Source organism: Polymorphobacter fuscus (genome assembly GCF_011927825.1).
Classification (GTDB): domain Bacteria; phylum Pseudomonadota; class Alphaproteobacteria; order Sphingomonadales; family Sphingomonadaceae; genus Sandarakinorhabdus; species Sandarakinorhabdus fusca.
The window spans coordinates 1,361,807-1,377,705 of the sequence record NZ_JAATJI010000001.1 but is presented as its reverse complement, the minus strand read 5'-3'; the positions used below and the strand labels follow the sequence as shown (position 1 = coordinate 1,377,705).

Genomic DNA, 15,899 nt, shown 5'->3' with positions numbered 1-15,899 from the left:
CGATGCTGGCCTTACTGGGCGATGGCGTCGATCTGGCGCGCGGTGTCGCGCACGACCTGCTGACCGACATGCGCCTGATCTTCTATTATCCGCTGGTCATGGCCTATGTCTGGATGATCGGCGCGATCATCTTCTACATCCGCCGGGAACGCGGCAAACCCGATGTCTTCGGCCCGTTGCCGCAGCTGGCGCGATACCCCAGCGTCGCCATCGTCATCCCATGCCACAATGAAGGCGACAATGTCCGCGATACCATCGCGTTCGCGGCGCGGCAGGCCTATCCGGACTTCGAGATCATCGCCATCAACGACGCCAGCCGCGACGACACGCTGGCGGTGTTGACCGAGCTGGCGATGCGGACGCCGCGGATGCGCGTCATCAACCTTGCCACCAACCAGGGCAAGGCGATGGGGCTGCGCACCGCCGCGATGCTGTCCGACAGCGAGATCATCATCGGCATCGACGGCGATTCGCTGCTCGCGCCCGAGGCCACCGCCTGGATGGTCGGGCATTTCGTGGCCGATGAAAGCGTCGGCGCGGTGACAGGCAACCCGCGCGTGCGCAACCGCACCACCTTGCTCGGCCGCATCCAGGTCGGCGAATTTTCCGCCATCGTCGGCATGATCAAGCGCGCGCAACAGGCCTATGGCCGCATCTTCACCGTGTCGGGCGTCATCGCCGGCTTCCGCCGCACGGCGCTGGCGCAGGTCGATTACTGGTCGACCGACATGGTGACCGAAGACATCGACATTTCGTGGAAGCTGCAGCTGGCCGGCTGGCGGATCCGCTTCGAACCCAATGCCCTGTGCTGGGTGCTGATGCCGGAAAGCGTGCGCGGCCTGTGGCGGCAACGGGCGCGCTGGGCGCAGGGCGGCGCCGAAGTGATGTTGCGCTATACGCCCAAGATCCTGCGCTGGCAGTCGCGGCGGCTGTGGCTGCTGTGGGCCGAATATTGGGTCAGCGTCGTCTGGTCCTATCTGCTGGCGCTGGCGCTGGTGGCTGCGGTCGTCCACATCATCGAACCCGATCCCTTTGGCTGGGCGGTGGATTTCATGCCGCGCTGGTTCGGCGTGCTGCTCAGCATGACGTGCCTGTTCCAGTTCGGCGTCAGCCTGTTCATCGATTCCCGCTATGAAGCACGCAACGGCGGGCTGGGCCGCTATTACTTCTGGATCATCTGGTACCCGGTGGTCTATTGGGCCATCGGCGTCAGCACCAATCTGGTGGGTGTATACCGCGCGATCGTGCGCAAGCGCGGCGTACCCGCCATCTGGGGTGCCAGCGACAGAGGATTGCACGCATGACCTCGCTGATCATCAACCTGCCGCACCTGCAGAGCCGGCGGCAGCGCCATGGTGCGCTGCTGCTGTCGCTGCTGTGCTGGGCGTGGTTCGTCATGCCGCTGGTGATCGTCGGCGGCTGGCTGATGGGCCTGCCCATGGCGCAGGAGGTCGTGTGGCTGGGCGGCTGGCAAAGCCTGGTCCGCCTGGCCGGCATTGCCGCCACCATCGTCGTCGCGCTGCTCGGCGTGTGGGCGGTCTGGACCCTGGTGGAAATCCGCAGCGAACGCCGGCCCGGCCGCGCGCCGGCGGCGACCGCAGTCGCCGATTTCGGCATCGACGCGGAATCGCTGGCCTTCGCCCGCGCCGCGCGGCTGACGACGGTCTATTTCACACAGCAGGGTAGCGTCGCCGATATCGTCATCGGTGTGCCGACGCCGGTCGTGCCGATCGCCCGGCAGCGCGCCGCCTGAGCGGCGGTTACGCCCGCCCCGACTCCGCGCTCAACCGGCCGACGGCGATTCCCAGCCGGTCATAAGCCGTCGCCCAGCGATCGTCGCGCGGCACGTCGAACAGGATGTCGGCATCGCCCGGCGCCGCCTGCCAGCCATGGCGCAGCATTTCGGTGTCGAGCTGCCCGGCGCCCCAGCCGGTATAGCCCAGTGCCGACAGCCAGCGCCGCGGTCCCTTGCCCGCGGCAATGTCGGTCAGGATGTCGATGGTGGAGGTCAGCCCCCAGCGGTCACCGACGGAGATGGTGCTCTGCCGCTGGTAATCGGCGCTGTGGACGACAAAGCCGCGCGACGGTTCCACCGGGCCGCCGGCCATGACCAGCGTCTCGGCCGGCGTGACGCCCGGGTCGACATCGAGCTGGGCCATCAGATCGCGCACGGTCAGATCGCCGAACGGCTTGTTGGCGACGATGCCGAGCGCGCCATCGTCGTCATGGAGGCACATGGCGATGACGACGCGTTCGAAGCGCGGATCGCCGATCCCGGGCATCGACAGCAGCAGTTGACCGGACAGATAGGGAGGCTGCGACATCGGCGAACCTATACGATGCCGTACCGGTTGCGGCAACGAAGACCGCCGGTGCGTGGTGCCGCAGCCTTGGCCAGGCGTGCGGCGCCGTGCTGGACGCTGGCGGCAGCGGAGGCTATCGGGCAGGGCGCAACCCCCGCCAGACAAAGGACCAAGGACCATGACGATCAAGGTAGGCGACACGATTCCCGCCGCGACATTGACCAAGGTCACCGACGCCGGCCCCGAGCCTGTTTCGACGACGGACTTCTTCGGCGGCCGCACCGTGGCGCTGTTTTCCGTTCCCGGCGCCTTCACGCCGACGTGTTCGGCCAAGCATCTGCCGGGCTTCGTCGGCAATGCCGAGGCGATCAAGGCGCAGGGCGTCGATGAAATCGCCTGCCTGTCGGTCAACGACGCCTTTGTCATGGGCGCCTGGGGCAAATCGGCGAACGCCGGCGAGGCGGTGACGATGCTCGCCGATGGCAGCGCCGAATTCACCACCGCGCTTGGCCTGACCATGGATGCCAGCAAATATGGCATGGGCATTCGCGGCCAGCGCTTCTCCATGCTGGTCAAGGACGGCACCGTCCTGCAACTGCACGTCGAGGAACCCGGTGCGTTTTCGGTGTCGTCGGCCGAATATCTGATGAGCCAGCTCAAATAATCATGGCCGTCACGCGCCGCGCCCTGTTGGTTACCGCTGCTGCGGGCACCGGCCTTGCCATCGGCTGGGCGGTGTGGCCGCGGACGCGCGCCACCAACTGGGCGGTGGCGGAGGGCGAAACGCCGCTCGGGGCCTTTCTGAAGATCGGCGTCGATGGCCGCGTCATCGTCGCGGTGCCCCAGGCCGAAATGGGGCAGGGCGTCTGGTCGGCGCTGGCGCAGATCGCCGCCGATGAACTGGGTGCGGACTGGAATGCCGTGGGCGTCGAACCCGCACCGCTCGGCCCCGATTACGGCAATCGCGGCATGCTGATCGACACCCTGGGCGGGATGCCGGCAGTGGTGCGCGGCGCCGCCGGCTGGGCCGGCGGCAAGGTCATCGAATATTTCGATTTCCAGATCACCGGCGGCAGCACGTCGGTGCGCGGCTTCGAAGCGCCGTTGCGCGCGGCCGGTGCGTCGGCGCGCGAGATGCTCTGCCGTGCCGCGGCGCGCCGCTGGGGTGTCGATTGGCAGGATTGCGACACGCAGGGCGGTTTCGTCGTCCACAAGGCCAATCGGCTGGCCTTTGCCGATGTCGTAAAGGATGCCGTTGCCGAGGATGCGCCGGCATCGCCGACGCTGCGCAGCGCACCGCAACTGGCGGGCAAGCCGCTGTTGCGCCTCGATATTCCATCGAAGACCGATGGTTCGGCACGCTTCGGTGCCGATGTCCGCCTGCCCGGCATGATGTATGCCGCCATCCGGCACGACCCGATCGGTGCCGTCCGCACCGGCATCGACCGCAAGGCGCTGCCGGCGACGGCGCGGCTGGTCGAAGGCCCGGACTTTATCGCCGTGGTCGCCGATGGCTGGTATGCCGCAAGGACGGCGCTCGACGGCGTGACGCCGGCCTACAAGCCTACCGCCAGGCCCGCCGGGCCGTGGATCGAGGCCGGGTTGAAGGCGGCGCTGGCGACCCCCGGCGACGTCGTGCAGGACGTCGGCGATGTGGCCGCGGCGTCGGGGCAGGGCGCCATCACCGCCGATTATTCGCTGCCCTTCCTCGCCCATGCGGCGCTGGAACCGATGACGGCCACGGCGCGCATCGACGGCGGCAAATGCGAGGTCTGGGCCCCCACCCAATCGGCGACACTGAGCAACTGGGCAGTGGCGCGGGCGCTGGGGTTCGAGGACAGCGCGGTTACCATCTATCCGACCCTGGTCGGCGGCGCCTTCGGCCGCAAGATCGAAACCGATGCGGTCGTCGCAGCGGCGCTGATCGCGCGCGCCGCCGGGCGGCCGGTACAGCTGATCTATGCGCGCGAAGACGATTTCGGCCATGACATGTGGCGTCCGGCGGTCGCGGCACGCCTGAAGGGCGCCGCCGGTCCGCAGGGGGTGACGGCATGGGACGGGCATGTCGCGGTGCCCGATGTCGCCGCCAGCGTGGTGGCGCGCAACCTGCCGCGTCTGGCGGGGGACCCCAAGACCGGCGCCGCCGCCATCGAAGGATCGGTGCACCTGCCCTATGCCATCCCCAATTTTCGCGCCGCCCACAGCCTCGCTGATTGCCCGGTCCCGCTGGGGTTCTGGCGGTCGGTCGGCAACAGCTTTTCGGGCTTCGTGACCGAATGTTTCATCGATGAACTGGCCGGTGCCGCCAATGCCGATCCGGGCCGGTTCCGGCTGGGGATGCTGCAGGATCGCCCGCGCCATGCCGCGGTGCTGCGCGCCGTTCTGAAGGCAGGTGGCCCGCTCGGCCGCCAGGCGCCGGGCATCGGGCGCGGCGTGGCGCTGGTCGAATGTTTCGGCAGCATTGTCGCCGAAGTCGCCGAAGTCGTTGTGACGCCCGAAGGCTTCAGCGTGCCGCGGGTGTGGGCAGCGATCGATTGCGGGCGCACGATCAACCCCGACACGGTGCGCGCGCAGGTCGAAAGCGGCATCTGCTACGGGTTGTCGGCGGCCCTGACCGGGCGCACCAGCTTTGCCGATGGCATGGCGGTCGAACGCAATTTCGACAGCCAGCCGGTGCTGACACTGGCCGATGCGCCGCGCATCGAGGTCATCATCATCGCGTCCGACGCGGCACCCGGCGGGGTCGGCGAACCCGGTACGCCGCCGATCGCGCCGGCCGTCGCCAATGCGCTGTTTGCCGCCACCGGCCGGCGCCATCGCGACCTGCCGCTGGTCCGCCCGCAGGCGCTGGCGGCATGAACAGCGTCTTCCCCGCGCCTTCGCTGCGCACCGCCAACCACCCGCCGGTGCGGTCGGGCCGCGTCGGCGTGCTCATCGTCAACCTGGGGTCGCCCGACGCCCCCGATGTGCCGTCGGTCAAGCGGTTCCTCGGCGAATTCCTGTCGGACAAGCGAGTCATTGAGATCCCGGCGTTCCTGTGGCAGCCGATCCTCAAGCTGCTCATCCTCAACCTGCGGCCGCGCACCACGGCGCAGAATTATGCCAAGGTGTGGACTCCCGAAGGCTCCCCGATCACCGCCATCACCCGCGCGCAGGCCACGGCGCTGCAGGGCGCCTTCGGTCCCGATGTCATCGTCGACTGGGCGATGCGCTATGGCACCCGCTCGATCCCCGAACAGCTGAAGGCGCTAATGGACCAGGGCTGCGACCGCATCCTGCTGGCGCCGATGTATCCGCAATATTCGGCCGCGACCAACGCCACCGTCGTCGATGCCGCCAACGCCGCCATCGCCGATTGGCGGTGGCAGCCGGCGCTGCGCACGCTGCCGCCCTATTACGACAATCCCGATCATATCGATGCCTTGTCCGACAGCGTCCGCGCGGCCGTGGCGGCGCTCGATTTCGTGCCGCAGCTGATCGTCACCAGCTTTCACGGCATGCCGCAACGCACGCTCGATCGCGGCGACCCCTATTTCTGCCAATGCCAGAAGACCGGCCGGCTGTTGCAGGATGCGCTGATGCGCGACGGGCTGACGACGCCGGTCAAGGTCACCTTCCAGTCGCGCTTCGGCCGGGCCGAGTGGTTGAAGCCCTATACCGATGCGACGCTCGAATCGCTTGCCGACCAGGGCATCCACCGTATCGCCGTCGTCTGCCCGGGCTTTGCCGCCGACTGCCTCGAAACACTCGAGGAAGTGGCGATGGAGGGGCGCGAGACCTTCCTGGAACATGGCGGCACCCATTTCGCCTATCTGCCATGCCTCAATGCCGGCGATACCGGAGTCGCAATGCTGAAGACTTTGCTAGCACGGGAACTTGCAGGCTGGGTTTGAGCCGCTAGTGTAGGTCCCAGCCCGGACAACAGGGCGGGGAGATGACTGAATGGCACGCGTCGCGATCGTAACCGGCGGCACCCGCGGTATCGGCGAGGCGATCTGCCTCGCGTTGCAGCAACAGGGCGTCACCGTCGCTGCCAATTACGGCGGTGACGATGTCAAGGCCAAGGCCTTCACCGACCGCACCGGCATTGCCGCCTTCAAATGGAATGTCGGCGACCACCAGGCCTGCCTCGATGGCGTCAAGACGGTGGAGGCCGCGCTCGGCCCGGTCGACATCGTCGTCAACAACGCCGGCATCACCCGCGACGGCACCTTGATGAAGATGAGCCATGAAGCGTGGGACGAAGTCATCCGCGTCAACCTGGGCGGCTGTTTCAACATGGCGAAGGCGACCTTTGCCGGAATGAAATCACGCGGCTTCGGCCGCATCGTCAACATCGGCAGCATCAATGGCCAGGCCGGCCAATATGGCCAGGTCAACTATGCCGCGGCCAAATCGGGCATCCATGGCTTCACCAAGGCGCTGGCACAGGAAGGCGCGCGCTTCGGCATCACCGTCAACGCCATCGCGCCGGGCTATATCGATACCGACATGGTCGCTGCCGTGCCGGCCGATGTGCTCGAAAAGATCGTCGCCAAGATCCCGGCCGGCCGCCTGGGGCAGGCAAGCGAGATCGCGCGCGGCGTGGTGTTCCTGACCGGCGAGGACGCCGGCTTCGTCAACGGCTCGACACTGTCGATCAACGGCGGCCAGCACATGTATTGATGGGATTGGCGATGACGCGCGGTGCACCTTCGCTCTGGTATCTGTGGGCGGCGCTGTTCGGCGTCGTCGCGGCGCTGGTTGCGGCGCTGGCGGCGATGGCGTGGATCAGGCTGGGCATCGACCCCTGGCTGGCGGCGCGCGGCGTGCCCGGCTGGGCCGGCCATGGCGCCGTCGCCATCGCGGTGATCGTCGCGGTCGGCTGGGCGATGCGGCAGGTGCGGGCGCCGCATTGACGGTCAAGCATTCGCTGACCATCGCCGGCCATGCGACGTCGCTGACGCTGGAACCGATCTTCTGGGAGGCGCTGCAGGCCGCGGCAGCGGCCGAGGGCCGGCCGCTGGCGGCGCTGGTTGCCGAAATCGACGAGGCGCGCACCACCAATTTGTCGAGCGCGGTGCGGGTGTGGCTGTTCGAACGGGCCCTGGCGAATCGCGGCTGACGCTATGCCGTGCGGTCGGCGCGGTCCTTGGCGTTGGTCGACTGGATGGCGCCCTTGATCATGTCCCAGTCGCCGCGGTCGAGCGCCGACAGGCTGTGGAAATTGCCGTTCGACGCCAGCCACTGGCCGCCGTCGAGCGCGATCACCGCGCCGGTCAGATAGGCGCAGCCCGGCGCCATCAGGAACACCGCGAGATTGTCGAGTTCCTGATGCTCCCCCATCCGCCCCATCGGTATGCCGGCGGCGCCGGTGCCGGCGCCGGTCTTGGCGGCAAGCGGCGCCGGCATCAGCCGTTCCCACGCGCCCTTGGTGGGGAAGGGGCCCGGCGCGATGGCGTTGGCGCGGATGCCCTTGGGTCCCCATTCCTGCGCCAGGCTCTGCGTCATCACCGCCACCCCGGCCTTGGACATGGCGCTGGGCACGGTGAAGGGGCCGCCGGTCCATACCCAGGTGGTGACGATCGACAGGATGTTGCCCCTCAGGCCGCCGGCGATCCAGCGCTTGCCGGCAGCGATGGTGGTGTTGAAGGTGCCGGCCGCCACGATCGAGGCGATGGCGTTGAAGGCGTTGGGCGAAAGGTCCTCGCTCGGCGAGATGAAGTTGCCGGCGGCATTGTTGACCAGCCCGGTCAGCGGCCCCGATTCGAAAATCGATTCCATGGCCTCGTCGATGGCGCCGCCGTTGCGGATGTCGACCGCCATCGCCGTCACCTTGCCGCCGGTGGTGGCAGCGATGTCGCCTGCGGCTTCGGTCAGCACCGCACCGCGGCGGCCCCAGATCACCACTTCGGCGCCCAGGGCGGAAAAGGCCGTCGCCATGGATTTGCCTAGCCCGGTGCCGCCCCCGGTGACGAGGATCTTTTCGCCGGCCATCAGGCCATCGGCAAACATCTGCATGGTGGAATCTCCCCGCGAACCGCCGATCAATGCGGCAGTGGCCGGGGCGGGGCAACTATCAGCAAGCGCAGCGTCAGGTCGGAACGCGCGTCCAGACCTGGTTCCGGCAGACGACGCGCGCGGCACAGCCTTCGACGCGGATGGTGTTTTCATCGATCAGCGTCGCAGTGCCGGTGACACGGCGGTTCATGTCGGGGACGAACACCCGCCCGCGCCACTGCCGCGGACCGCGCGCGGCAAATTCCTCGAACAATTGCGTCCCGATCAGTGGGTCGGTGCCGCCGCGCCGAGCATCGGCCCTGGCCTTGTCATTGGCGTGGACGACCGTCCCGCACACCTGCTCACCGCAGCGCGCGGCACGAATGTGGACGGATCCTGACGGGTTCTTCCAGGTGCCGAGATAGGCGCCATCGGCCAGTCGCGCGACAGCCGCCGCCGGGTCCGCGCTTCGCGCCGGAGACTGCGCCAACGCCGCGCCGGTCGCCGCCAGCGAAACCAAGATCATCAACGCCCCGGACATCCGCATGGCACCGCGCTCCCCCGCTACGAACGACGGCAGGATACAGGATTGCCGCGGGCGTGTCAGCTACCGCCGCGCGCTGACCGCCAGCCGGGCGAGCGGGTGGCTGCCGGCGTGGTTCGCGCTCCAGCCATCGACGCGCGGCGAGACCAGCGCCCAGCGCAAGGGGGTGAGCAGCGGTATCATCGGCGGCCCCTCCATCCATTTGGCCTCGGCGGCGGCGAGCAGCGCCGGGCGATCGGCCGGGGGTGCGGCGCGGGCGGCGGCGAACAGCGCATCGGCCGCCTCGTTGCACGACGGCCCGGCCCCGCAACGCCAGCGCGCCAGCAGCGCGGCGGCATCGGGCACCGCCAGGCTCGCCTCGGTCAGCGCCAGGTCGAACTGGCCGCGGCGCACCTTGTCGGCGATGGTGGCGGCGTCGGCTTGCGAAATCACCAGCGTGATGCCGAGCGCCTGCCAGTCGGCGGCGACCTGTTCGGCGATGACGCGGTGGTCATGGCCCGGCGGCAGCAGCAGCGTCAGCCGCAAGGGCGGCCGTGTGCCCACGCCCAGCAAGGGGTCGGCCATCAGCAACTGCCGGGCCAGCAGCCGCCGACCGGCCATGTCGAGCACCGGCGGGGCGGCGGGTGTGGCGCGCAGCGACGCCGGCAGCAGGCCGTCCACCGGGGCCATGGCAGCCAACCCGACGCGCGCCGCCAGCGCCTGGCGATCGGTGGCGAGGTCGAGCGCCAGCCGCAGCCGCGGGTCGCTGAGCGGGCCCTTCAGGCCGTTGGCGACATAGCCATAGACACCCCAGAGCGCGTCGACCTGCAGCGTCTGCGGCCGGGCCACGGTGCGCGCCTCGCCAAGCCCGGCCAGCCCGTCGCCGATGACGATATCGGTGGTGCCGCGCGAAAAGCTGGCGATGGCCGCAACAGGGTCAGGGTCGCTGGCGATGACGATTGTCGCCGGGCGCGCGGCATCCGATGCGACGCCGTCGCGGCGCGTCAGCGTGCGGCGCGTCGCCGGCCCGGCGGCGCGATAATCGGCGAGCGTCGGCGCCGGCCCGGCGCGCGTCACGGCCAACGACGGATCGGCAAGCCAGCCGAGCAGCAGCGGCGATGGCGTCGTCAGCCGGATTTCCACGACGCGCGAGATCGGCGCCAGCACCCCGAGCTTTCCCGGCGGCGTTGCACCGATGACGCCGGCATGGTCCAGCGCCGGTTCACGCCGCTTCGCCGCGCGCCCGAAGGCGGCCACGACCTCGCCGGCGGTCAACGTGGTGCCGTCGCTCCATTTCATCGGCCGCAGGCGCAGGATCAGCGCGCGGTCATCATCGACGAACCGCCAGCTGGATGCGAGGCCGGGGACCACGGCGCCGCTGCCGTCGTGCGCGATCAGCGTCGGCTGCGTCGCCTCCGCCTCCAGCCGTGCCGCCAGCCCGCCGCTCCAGGGCGTGCCGATCACGGTCGTCGTCAGCCGCGACGCATCCTGCGGGGCCGTGCAGGAGGCAAGCAGCAACGCTGCCAGCGCCATTGGTTTTCCGCCGGTCATCGGCCAGCCATAGCCCGGCAGTGCCGTCGGAAACCAGAGCTTCCTTGCCCGCGTGGCTGCCAACACCTACATCCACGCCATGTCAGACCCGACCCCTGCCGACGCCATCGCCCCCGATATTCTCGCCCTGATCGGCAATACGCCGCTCGTCACGCTGAAGGGACCGAGCGCCGAAACCGGCTGCACGATTTTGGGCAAGGCCGAGTTTCGCAACCCCGGCGGCAGCGTCAAGGACCGTGCCGCGCTCGGCATCATCGAGGACGCGGAGGCGCGCGGGCTGCTGCAGCCCGGCGGCGTCATTGTGGAAGGCACCGCCGGCAACACCGGCATCGGGCTGGCCGTGGTCGCTTCGGCTCGCGGCTACCGCACCATCATCGTCATGCCGGAAACGCAGAGCCGGGAGAAACAGGACACGCTGCGGGCGCTGGGCGCCGAACTGGTGCTGGTGCCGGCGGCCGCCTATTCCAACCCTGCGCATTATGTCCACACCTCGCGCCGGATCGCGGAGGAAACCCCGGGCGCGATCTGGGCCAACCAGTTCGACAATGTCGCCAACCGCATGGCGCACATCAAGACGACGGCGCCCGAAATCTGGGCGCAGACGCAAGGGCGCGTCACCGGCTTCACCTGCGCCGTCGGCACCGGCGGCACGCTCGCCGGGGTGGCGCTCGGCCTGCGCGCCGAAAATCCCGACATCGCGATCGCGCTGACCGATCCGGACGGCGCGGCGCTGTACAATTACTTCGCCCATGGCGAGCTGCGTGCCGAAGGGTCGAGCGTGTCGGAAGGCATCGGCCAGAGCCGCATCACTGCCAACCTCGACGGCCTTGCCGTCGACGCCCAGTTCCGCATCTCCGATGCGGAAGGGCTGGCGTGGGTGCGGCGTCTCAATGCGGAGGAGGGGCTGTGCCTGGGGCTGTCGTCAGGCATCAATGTCGCCGGTGCGGTGCGGCTGGCGCGGCACATGGGGCCGGGCCAGGTCATCGTCACCATCCTGTGCGACAGCGGCCTTCGGTACCTGTCGACGATCTTCAATCCCGAATGGCTGGCGGCCAAAGGTCTCGGCTGACGCGCCAATATTGGCAGCGGGGCGCCCGGGGCGTATAGGCATCGGCATGGCTGACCGTGAAGGACTGCGCTTGCCCGCAATGTCGCTGCCGAAATCGCCCCCCGCAGTGCTGCGCCGCAAGACCCATCGAAAGACGCGCCGGGCCGAAACCCCCGACCGGCCGCTGCGCAACGGCGAGCGCATGCGCCTCGGCCTGACCGGGCTGGGTGCCATCTTCCTCATCGTGATGATCGTGGCGGCCGGCCTGCGCCCGCCGCCGCGCCCGGCAGCCCAGGACCCGCAAGGGGAATCGCTGGCCGTGCTCGGTGTGGCGCCCGGGGCGAGCACGCCGCCGGTCGGGACCGCGGCGAAACCCTGACGCCCCGGCGCCTGTCGCCACTCTGCCTGTCGTCACTAAGCCTGTCCCCACGGCGCCCCCAGCTCTTCCCCCCGCCGATCCCCGGTCCGTCCGGAGGTTGACCACAGACTTATCCACAGGAGCATGTGCACAGTAATACTACCATATCGGATCCGAAATCGCCGGCTTGTCCCATGGATATCCCCATGAATCGCAGTCGCGGACCATCAAGTGCCATTGAATACCATGGTATCCCATGTTAGACCTTGTCCACAGTCGGGCGGGGTCGTGCCGCATGGGTGAGTCTAGGATCGCAACCGGGGGACTGGGAACGATCTGAGGCCTGTTCATCCGCCCACTGCGGGGTGGAAGGCCAAAGTCTCGCGTGTCCGATTATTTCATCAGCTGCGCGTTGAACGCGATCGACGGCAAGAACCGCCTGTCGATCCCGGCCGACTATCGGCAGGTGATCTTCGCGCGCACCGCCACCAAGGATCTGCGGCTGGCGCCGTCGCGCAACGCCACCTGCCTCGTCGGCTTCGACCGCGACCGTCCCGACCAGCTGATGGCCGACCACCGCGCCCGCTTCGCCAGCGAGAACAGTCGCGAGCGCGACCGCGATGCGACGCAGATCTTTTCCGGCATGGTGCCGCTGACCATCGATGATGCCGGCCGCGTCGTGCTGCCGCCGGTGCTCAAGCGGCTGCGCAAGATCGAGGGCCATGCCTTTTTCATCGGCCTGGGTGACTATTTCGAGATCTGGGACCCCTGGGTCTATCTCGCTACCGACGATGCCGATGAAGTCGCGCTGGAAACGCTGCGCGAGGAACTGCTGGCCCGCAAGCTGCCGATCGATGGCCCGCCGGCATGACGGCGCCGCACACCCCCGTGCTGCTTGCCGAAACGCTGGCGGCGCTCGCCGTCCGGCCGGGCGACCTCTACGTCGATGCGACGCTGGGCGCCGGCGGCTATCTGCGCGCTGTCCGCGCGGCCGGCGCCGGCCATTGCTATGGGTTCGACCGTGACCCCGACGCGCTGGCGCTCAATGCCGATCTTGCCGACGCTCCCGATGTGACGCTGATCCACCGGCCCTTCGCCGACCTCGTCGCCGGGCTTGCCGCCGAAGGCGTCCACGCGGTCGACGCCATCGCCTTCGATATCGGCGTCTCGTCGATGCAGATCGACCGGCCGGAACGCGGCTTTTCGTTCCAGTCGGACGGCCCGCTCGACATGCGCATGGCGCAGGACGGGATGACCGCGGCCGATTTCATCAACACCGCGACCGAGGCCGAAATCGCCGATGTGCTGTTTCACCTGGGCGATGAACCCGGCGCCCGCCGCATCGCCCGCGCCATCGTCAACGACCGGCCGCTGACCCGCACGTCGGAACTGGCGCGGCTGGTGCGATCGGTGCTCGGCCATCAGCCGGGTGGCAAGGATGCGGCGACGCGCAGCTTCCAGGCGCTGCGCATCCATGTGAACGACGAACTGGGGCAGCTCGATGCCGGGCTGGCGGCAGCGGAGCAGCTGCTCCGCCCCGGTGGCCGGCTGGCGGTGGTGAGCTTTCATTCCGCCGAGGACCGGCGGGTCAAGACCTTCCTGCGCGACCGGTCGGGCGGTGCCCCGTCCGGGTCGCGCCACATGCCCGTCGTCGCCCGCGCCGCGCCGGCGTTCCAGCGGCCGGCCCGCGCGGTGCGGGCTACGCCCGCCGAAGTTGCCGCCAATCCCCGCGCCCGCTCCGCCACGCTGCGTTCGGCGGTGCGGACGGCAACCCCTTTTGCACAAGCGAGGTCCGCATGAGACATTATGCCGGTTCGGCCATGATGCTGCTGGTCACCACCGCGGTGATCGTCGGCAGCTACACCGTTAACCTGAAGGTGTCCGCGGAACGGGCGCAGGTCGAAAAGCTGCGCCGCACGCTGGTCGCCGACGCGCGCAACATCCGCAACCTGGAGGCCGAGCTTCGCACCCGCGCGCGCCTGCCCGAAATGCAGCGCTGGAACGACAATGTGCTGATGATGTCGGCGCCCGCCGCCGGCCAGTATCTGCGCAGCCCGGTGCAACTCGCGGGTTTCGTGCCGCTGCCCGCCGCCGAGGCACCGGTGCGCAACGCCGTGACGGCGCCCGTGCCGGCGACAGCGCCGAGCGTTGCCGCCCCGATCGTCCGCGCCGCCTATCGCCCCGATCCGGCCCGCGCCGAACCCGCCCGCACCCAAACTGCCCGCGCTGAACCGGCCCGCGTCGAACCGGCGGCCCGCCTGGTTGCCGCGGCCTGGCGTCCGGCGCCGGTGCGCGCCACCCAGCCGCTCGTCGTCATCCCCGATGCGCCGCCGGCGCACACGCCCGTCGACCTGTTGCAGGACGGGGGGCAATAGCGCCGCATGGCCACCCCGCTGACGCCTCCGATGATGCTCGCCGGCGCTGCCGTGCCGCCCGCCCGCCTCGCCGGGCAGCGGCAGGCGGCGCAGGCGTTGGCGCGGCAGCGGCTGGTCGTCATCATGCTGTTGTTCGTCGCGGTGCCGGCAGTGCTGCTGGTGCGGCTGGTCGACCTGTCGGTGATCGAGGCGACGCCGATCGCGGCGCGCTCCACCTCCAGCGCCGCACCGCCGCGCGCCGATATCGTCGATCGCAACAAGGTCGAATTGGCTCGGACCTACGAAGGCTATGCGATCTCCGTGGAGCCGCGCAAGCTGACCGGTGATCCGCGCGTGCTGGCGCGCAGCATCGCTGCGATCCTGCCCGGAAAGTCGGAGGCCGACATCTATGCCGAACTGACCCACAAGGGCAGTTTCCGCTATCTGTCGCGCAGCGTGCTGCCATCGGAGGCCAAGCGCATCAACGCGCTCGGCGAACCCGCGATCAACCTGGTGCGCGAGGCGCAACGTCTCTATCCCAACTACAACCTCGCCTCGCATGTCATCGGCTATGCGGACGATGCGGGCGTCGGTGCCGTCGGCATGGAAAAGGCGCTCGACGCGCGGCTGTCCGACAAGGACAGTCGCGGCACGCCGCTGCCACTGTCCATCGACGTCCGCGTCCAGCAGGCGCTGGAACATGAACTGCGCGCGCTCTACATCGACCAGCGCGCCAAGGGCGCGGCCGGCGTGGTGCTCGACGTCAACACCGGCGAGATCCTGGCGATGACCTCATTGCCCGATTTCAACCCCAACTCGCCCGGCAAGCGCGAGGACGGCACCGTCTATTCGCGCGAGACCGACGACGGCAGCCGCTTCAACAAGGTGACGTTCGGCGGCTATGAACTGGGCAGCACCTTCAAGGCGCTGACCATCGCCAGCGCGCTCAACGCCGGCACCATCAAGTCGATGAACCAGAAATATGATGCGACCCGGCCGATCCAGGTGGCGCGGTTCCGCATCCATGACGACCATGCCCTCAACCGCTGGCTGACGGTGCCGGAAATCTTCATCCACTCGTCGAACATCGGCACCGCCCGCATCGCCATGGAAGCCGGCCGCGATGTCCAGCGCGCCATGCTCGAACAGCTCGGCTTCTTCAAGCCGATCGCCGTCGAACTGCCCGAACGGGCTCGCCCGCAATATCCGGCGCTGTCGAACTGGGGCGACCTGGCGCTGATGACCATCTCCTACGGCCATGGCATTACCGTGTCGCCGCTGCACCTGGCCAATGCCTATGCGACATTGGTCAACGGCGGTCTCTATCGCGACCCGACGCTGCTCAAGCGCGCGCCGGGCGAAGTGCCGGCGGGCCGCCGGGTCTTCACCTCGGCGACATCGGATACGATGCGCGCACTGCTGCGGCTGACGGTGACCAACGGCACCGGGCGCAAGGCCAATGCACCGGGCTATCGCGTCGGCGGCAAGACCGGCACGGCCGAAAAGATCGAGAACGGCCGCTATGTCCGCGGCCAGAACGTGTCGACCTTCGCCGCCGCCTTCCCGATGGACGCGCCGCGTTATGTCGTCGTCGCGATGATCGATGACCCGCGCGGCAGCAAGTCGACTTTCGGCTTCAAGACCGCCGGCATGGTCGTGGCGCCGGCCATTACCCGCATCGTCGAGCGCATCGGTCCGATCCTCGGCGTCCGCCCCGACCCCGAAAAAGACATGGACGTCAGCAGCATGCTCGCCAATACCAACGACATGCCGAAGGAATAGC

At 68.9% G+C, this 15,899-nt stretch carries 18 protein-coding genes; 14 read left to right on the top strand and 4 right to left on the bottom strand.

Annotated features, from left to right (window positions below; genetic code table 11):
- Positions 1-2: 2 nt before the first annotated feature.
- On the top strand, positions 3-1,304 hold the full coding sequence (gene pgaC, locus GGQ62_RS06610) for a poly-beta-1,6-N-acetyl-D-glucosamine synthase (protein WP_152578877.1): 1,302 nt from the start codon (positions 3-5) through the stop codon (positions 1,302-1,304).
- The gene (pgaD, locus tag GGQ62_RS06605) at positions 1,301-1,753 is read left to right on the top strand and encodes a poly-beta-1,6-N-acetyl-D-glucosamine biosynthesis protein PgaD (protein WP_152578876.1); all 453 of its coding nucleotides are present in this window, start codon (positions 1,301-1,303) and stop codon (positions 1,751-1,753) included. Before pgaC ends, pgaD begins: the two co-directional genes overlap by 4 nt.
- 7 nt (positions 1,754-1,760) lie before the next feature.
- Here the strand turns inward: pgaD and GGQ62_RS06600 are convergent, their stop codons facing one another.
- Positions 1,761-2,324, bottom strand: coding sequence for a YqgE/AlgH family protein (locus tag GGQ62_RS06600; protein ID WP_152578875.1), 564 nt, complete (start codon positions 2,322-2,324; stop codon positions 1,761-1,763).
- 157 nt (positions 2,325-2,481) lie between these two features.
- Between GGQ62_RS06600 and GGQ62_RS06595 the strand changes: the two genes are divergently transcribed.
- The 6 genes from GGQ62_RS06595 to GGQ62_RS06570 are packed head-to-tail and all read left to right on the top strand — an operon-like array spanning position 2,482 to position 7,407.
- Positions 2,482-2,967: a peroxiredoxin gene (locus GGQ62_RS06595; protein WP_152578874.1), complete on the top strand. Its 486-nt coding sequence runs from the start codon at positions 2,482-2,484 to the stop codon at positions 2,965-2,967.
- A gap of 2 nt (positions 2,968-2,969) precedes the next feature.
- Positions 2,970-5,162 (top strand): xanthine dehydrogenase family protein molybdopterin-binding subunit, encoded by a 2,193-nt coding sequence (locus tag GGQ62_RS06590; protein WP_152578873.1) that lies wholly within the window; start codon positions 2,970-2,972, stop codon positions 5,160-5,162.
- Positions 5,159-6,196 carry a ferrochelatase gene (hemH, locus tag GGQ62_RS06585; protein ID WP_152578872.1) on the top strand — a complete coding sequence of 346 codons (1,038 nt, stop codon included), beginning with the start codon at positions 5,159-5,161 and terminating at the stop codon, positions 6,194-6,196. The genes GGQ62_RS06590 and hemH overlap by 4 nt, the downstream gene beginning before the upstream one ends.
- Before the next feature lie 49 nt (positions 6,197-6,245).
- A complete protein-coding gene (phbB, locus tag GGQ62_RS06580) occupies positions 6,246-6,968 on the top strand; it encodes an acetoacetyl-CoA reductase (RefSeq protein WP_152578871.1) in 723 nt (240 codons plus the stop codon).
- Between the two features lie 11 nt (positions 6,969-6,979).
- Positions 6,980-7,201 (top strand): hypothetical protein, encoded by a 222-nt coding sequence (locus GGQ62_RS06575; RefSeq protein ID WP_167649506.1) that lies wholly within the window; start codon positions 6,980-6,982, stop codon positions 7,199-7,201.
- The gene (locus GGQ62_RS06570) at positions 7,198-7,407 is read left to right on the top strand and encodes a ribbon-helix-helix domain-containing protein (RefSeq protein WP_152578869.1); all 210 of its coding nucleotides are present in this window, start codon (positions 7,198-7,200) and stop codon (positions 7,405-7,407) included. Before GGQ62_RS06575 ends, GGQ62_RS06570 begins: the two co-directional genes overlap by 4 nt.
- A gap of 2 nt (positions 7,408-7,409) precedes the next feature.
- On the opposite strand, the gene GGQ62_RS06565 is transcribed toward GGQ62_RS06570, so the two are convergent.
- The 3 genes from GGQ62_RS06565 to GGQ62_RS06555 all read right to left on the bottom strand — a co-directional run bounded on the left by GGQ62_RS06565 (position 7,410) and on the right by GGQ62_RS06555 (position 10,419).
- Complete coding sequence (locus GGQ62_RS06565) at positions 7,410-8,303, bottom strand: SDR family oxidoreductase (protein ID WP_207790539.1); 894 nt, start codon at positions 8,301-8,303, stop codon at positions 7,410-7,412.
- Positions 8,304-8,376: 73 nt separating this feature from the next.
- Positions 8,377-8,808 carry a DUF2147 domain-containing protein gene (locus tag GGQ62_RS06560; protein ID WP_152578868.1) on the bottom strand — a complete coding sequence of 144 codons (432 nt, stop codon included), beginning with the start codon at positions 8,806-8,808 and terminating at the stop codon, positions 8,377-8,379.
- Between the two features lie 81 nt (positions 8,809-8,889).
- Complete coding sequence (locus GGQ62_RS06555) at positions 8,890-10,419, bottom strand: ABC transporter substrate-binding protein (protein WP_152578867.1); 1,530 nt, start codon at positions 10,417-10,419, stop codon at positions 8,890-8,892.
- Positions 10,420-10,435: 16 nt separating this feature from the next.
- On the opposite strand from GGQ62_RS06555, the gene GGQ62_RS06550 reads away from it, so the two are divergent.
- The 6 genes from GGQ62_RS06550 (at position 10,436) to GGQ62_RS06525 (ending at position 15,898) form a co-directional block, all read left to right on the top strand.
- Positions 10,436-11,425, top strand: a complete 990-nt coding sequence (locus GGQ62_RS06550) for a cysteine synthase A (RefSeq protein ID WP_152578866.1) — start codon at positions 10,436-10,438, stop codon at positions 11,423-11,425.
- 46 nt (positions 11,426-11,471) lie between these two features.
- Positions 11,472-11,783 carry a hypothetical protein gene (locus tag GGQ62_RS06545; protein ID WP_152578865.1) on the top strand — a complete coding sequence of 104 codons (312 nt, stop codon included), beginning with the start codon at positions 11,472-11,474 and terminating at the stop codon, positions 11,781-11,783.
- A 364-nt stretch (positions 11,784-12,147) separates the two neighbouring features.
- A complete protein-coding gene (locus GGQ62_RS16690) occupies positions 12,148-12,633 on the top strand; it encodes a division/cell wall cluster transcriptional repressor MraZ (RefSeq protein WP_152578864.1) in 486 nt (161 codons plus the stop codon).
- Positions 12,630-13,562 carry a 16S rRNA (cytosine(1402)-N(4))-methyltransferase RsmH gene (rsmH, locus tag GGQ62_RS06535; RefSeq protein ID WP_152578863.1) on the top strand — a complete coding sequence of 311 codons (933 nt, stop codon included), beginning with the start codon at positions 12,630-12,632 and terminating at the stop codon, positions 13,560-13,562. Before GGQ62_RS16690 ends, rsmH begins: the two co-directional genes overlap by 4 nt.
- Complete coding sequence (locus GGQ62_RS06530) at positions 13,559-14,137, top strand: hypothetical protein (RefSeq protein WP_152578862.1); 579 nt, start codon at positions 13,559-13,561, stop codon at positions 14,135-14,137. Before rsmH ends, GGQ62_RS06530 begins: the two co-directional genes overlap by 4 nt.
- A 6-nt stretch (positions 14,138-14,143) precedes the next feature.
- A complete protein-coding gene (locus GGQ62_RS06525; protein WP_243446281.1) occupies positions 14,144-15,898 on the top strand; it encodes a peptidoglycan D,D-transpeptidase FtsI family protein in 1,755 nt (584 codons plus the stop codon).
- The last annotated feature ends 1 nt before the right edge of the window (position 15,899 follow it).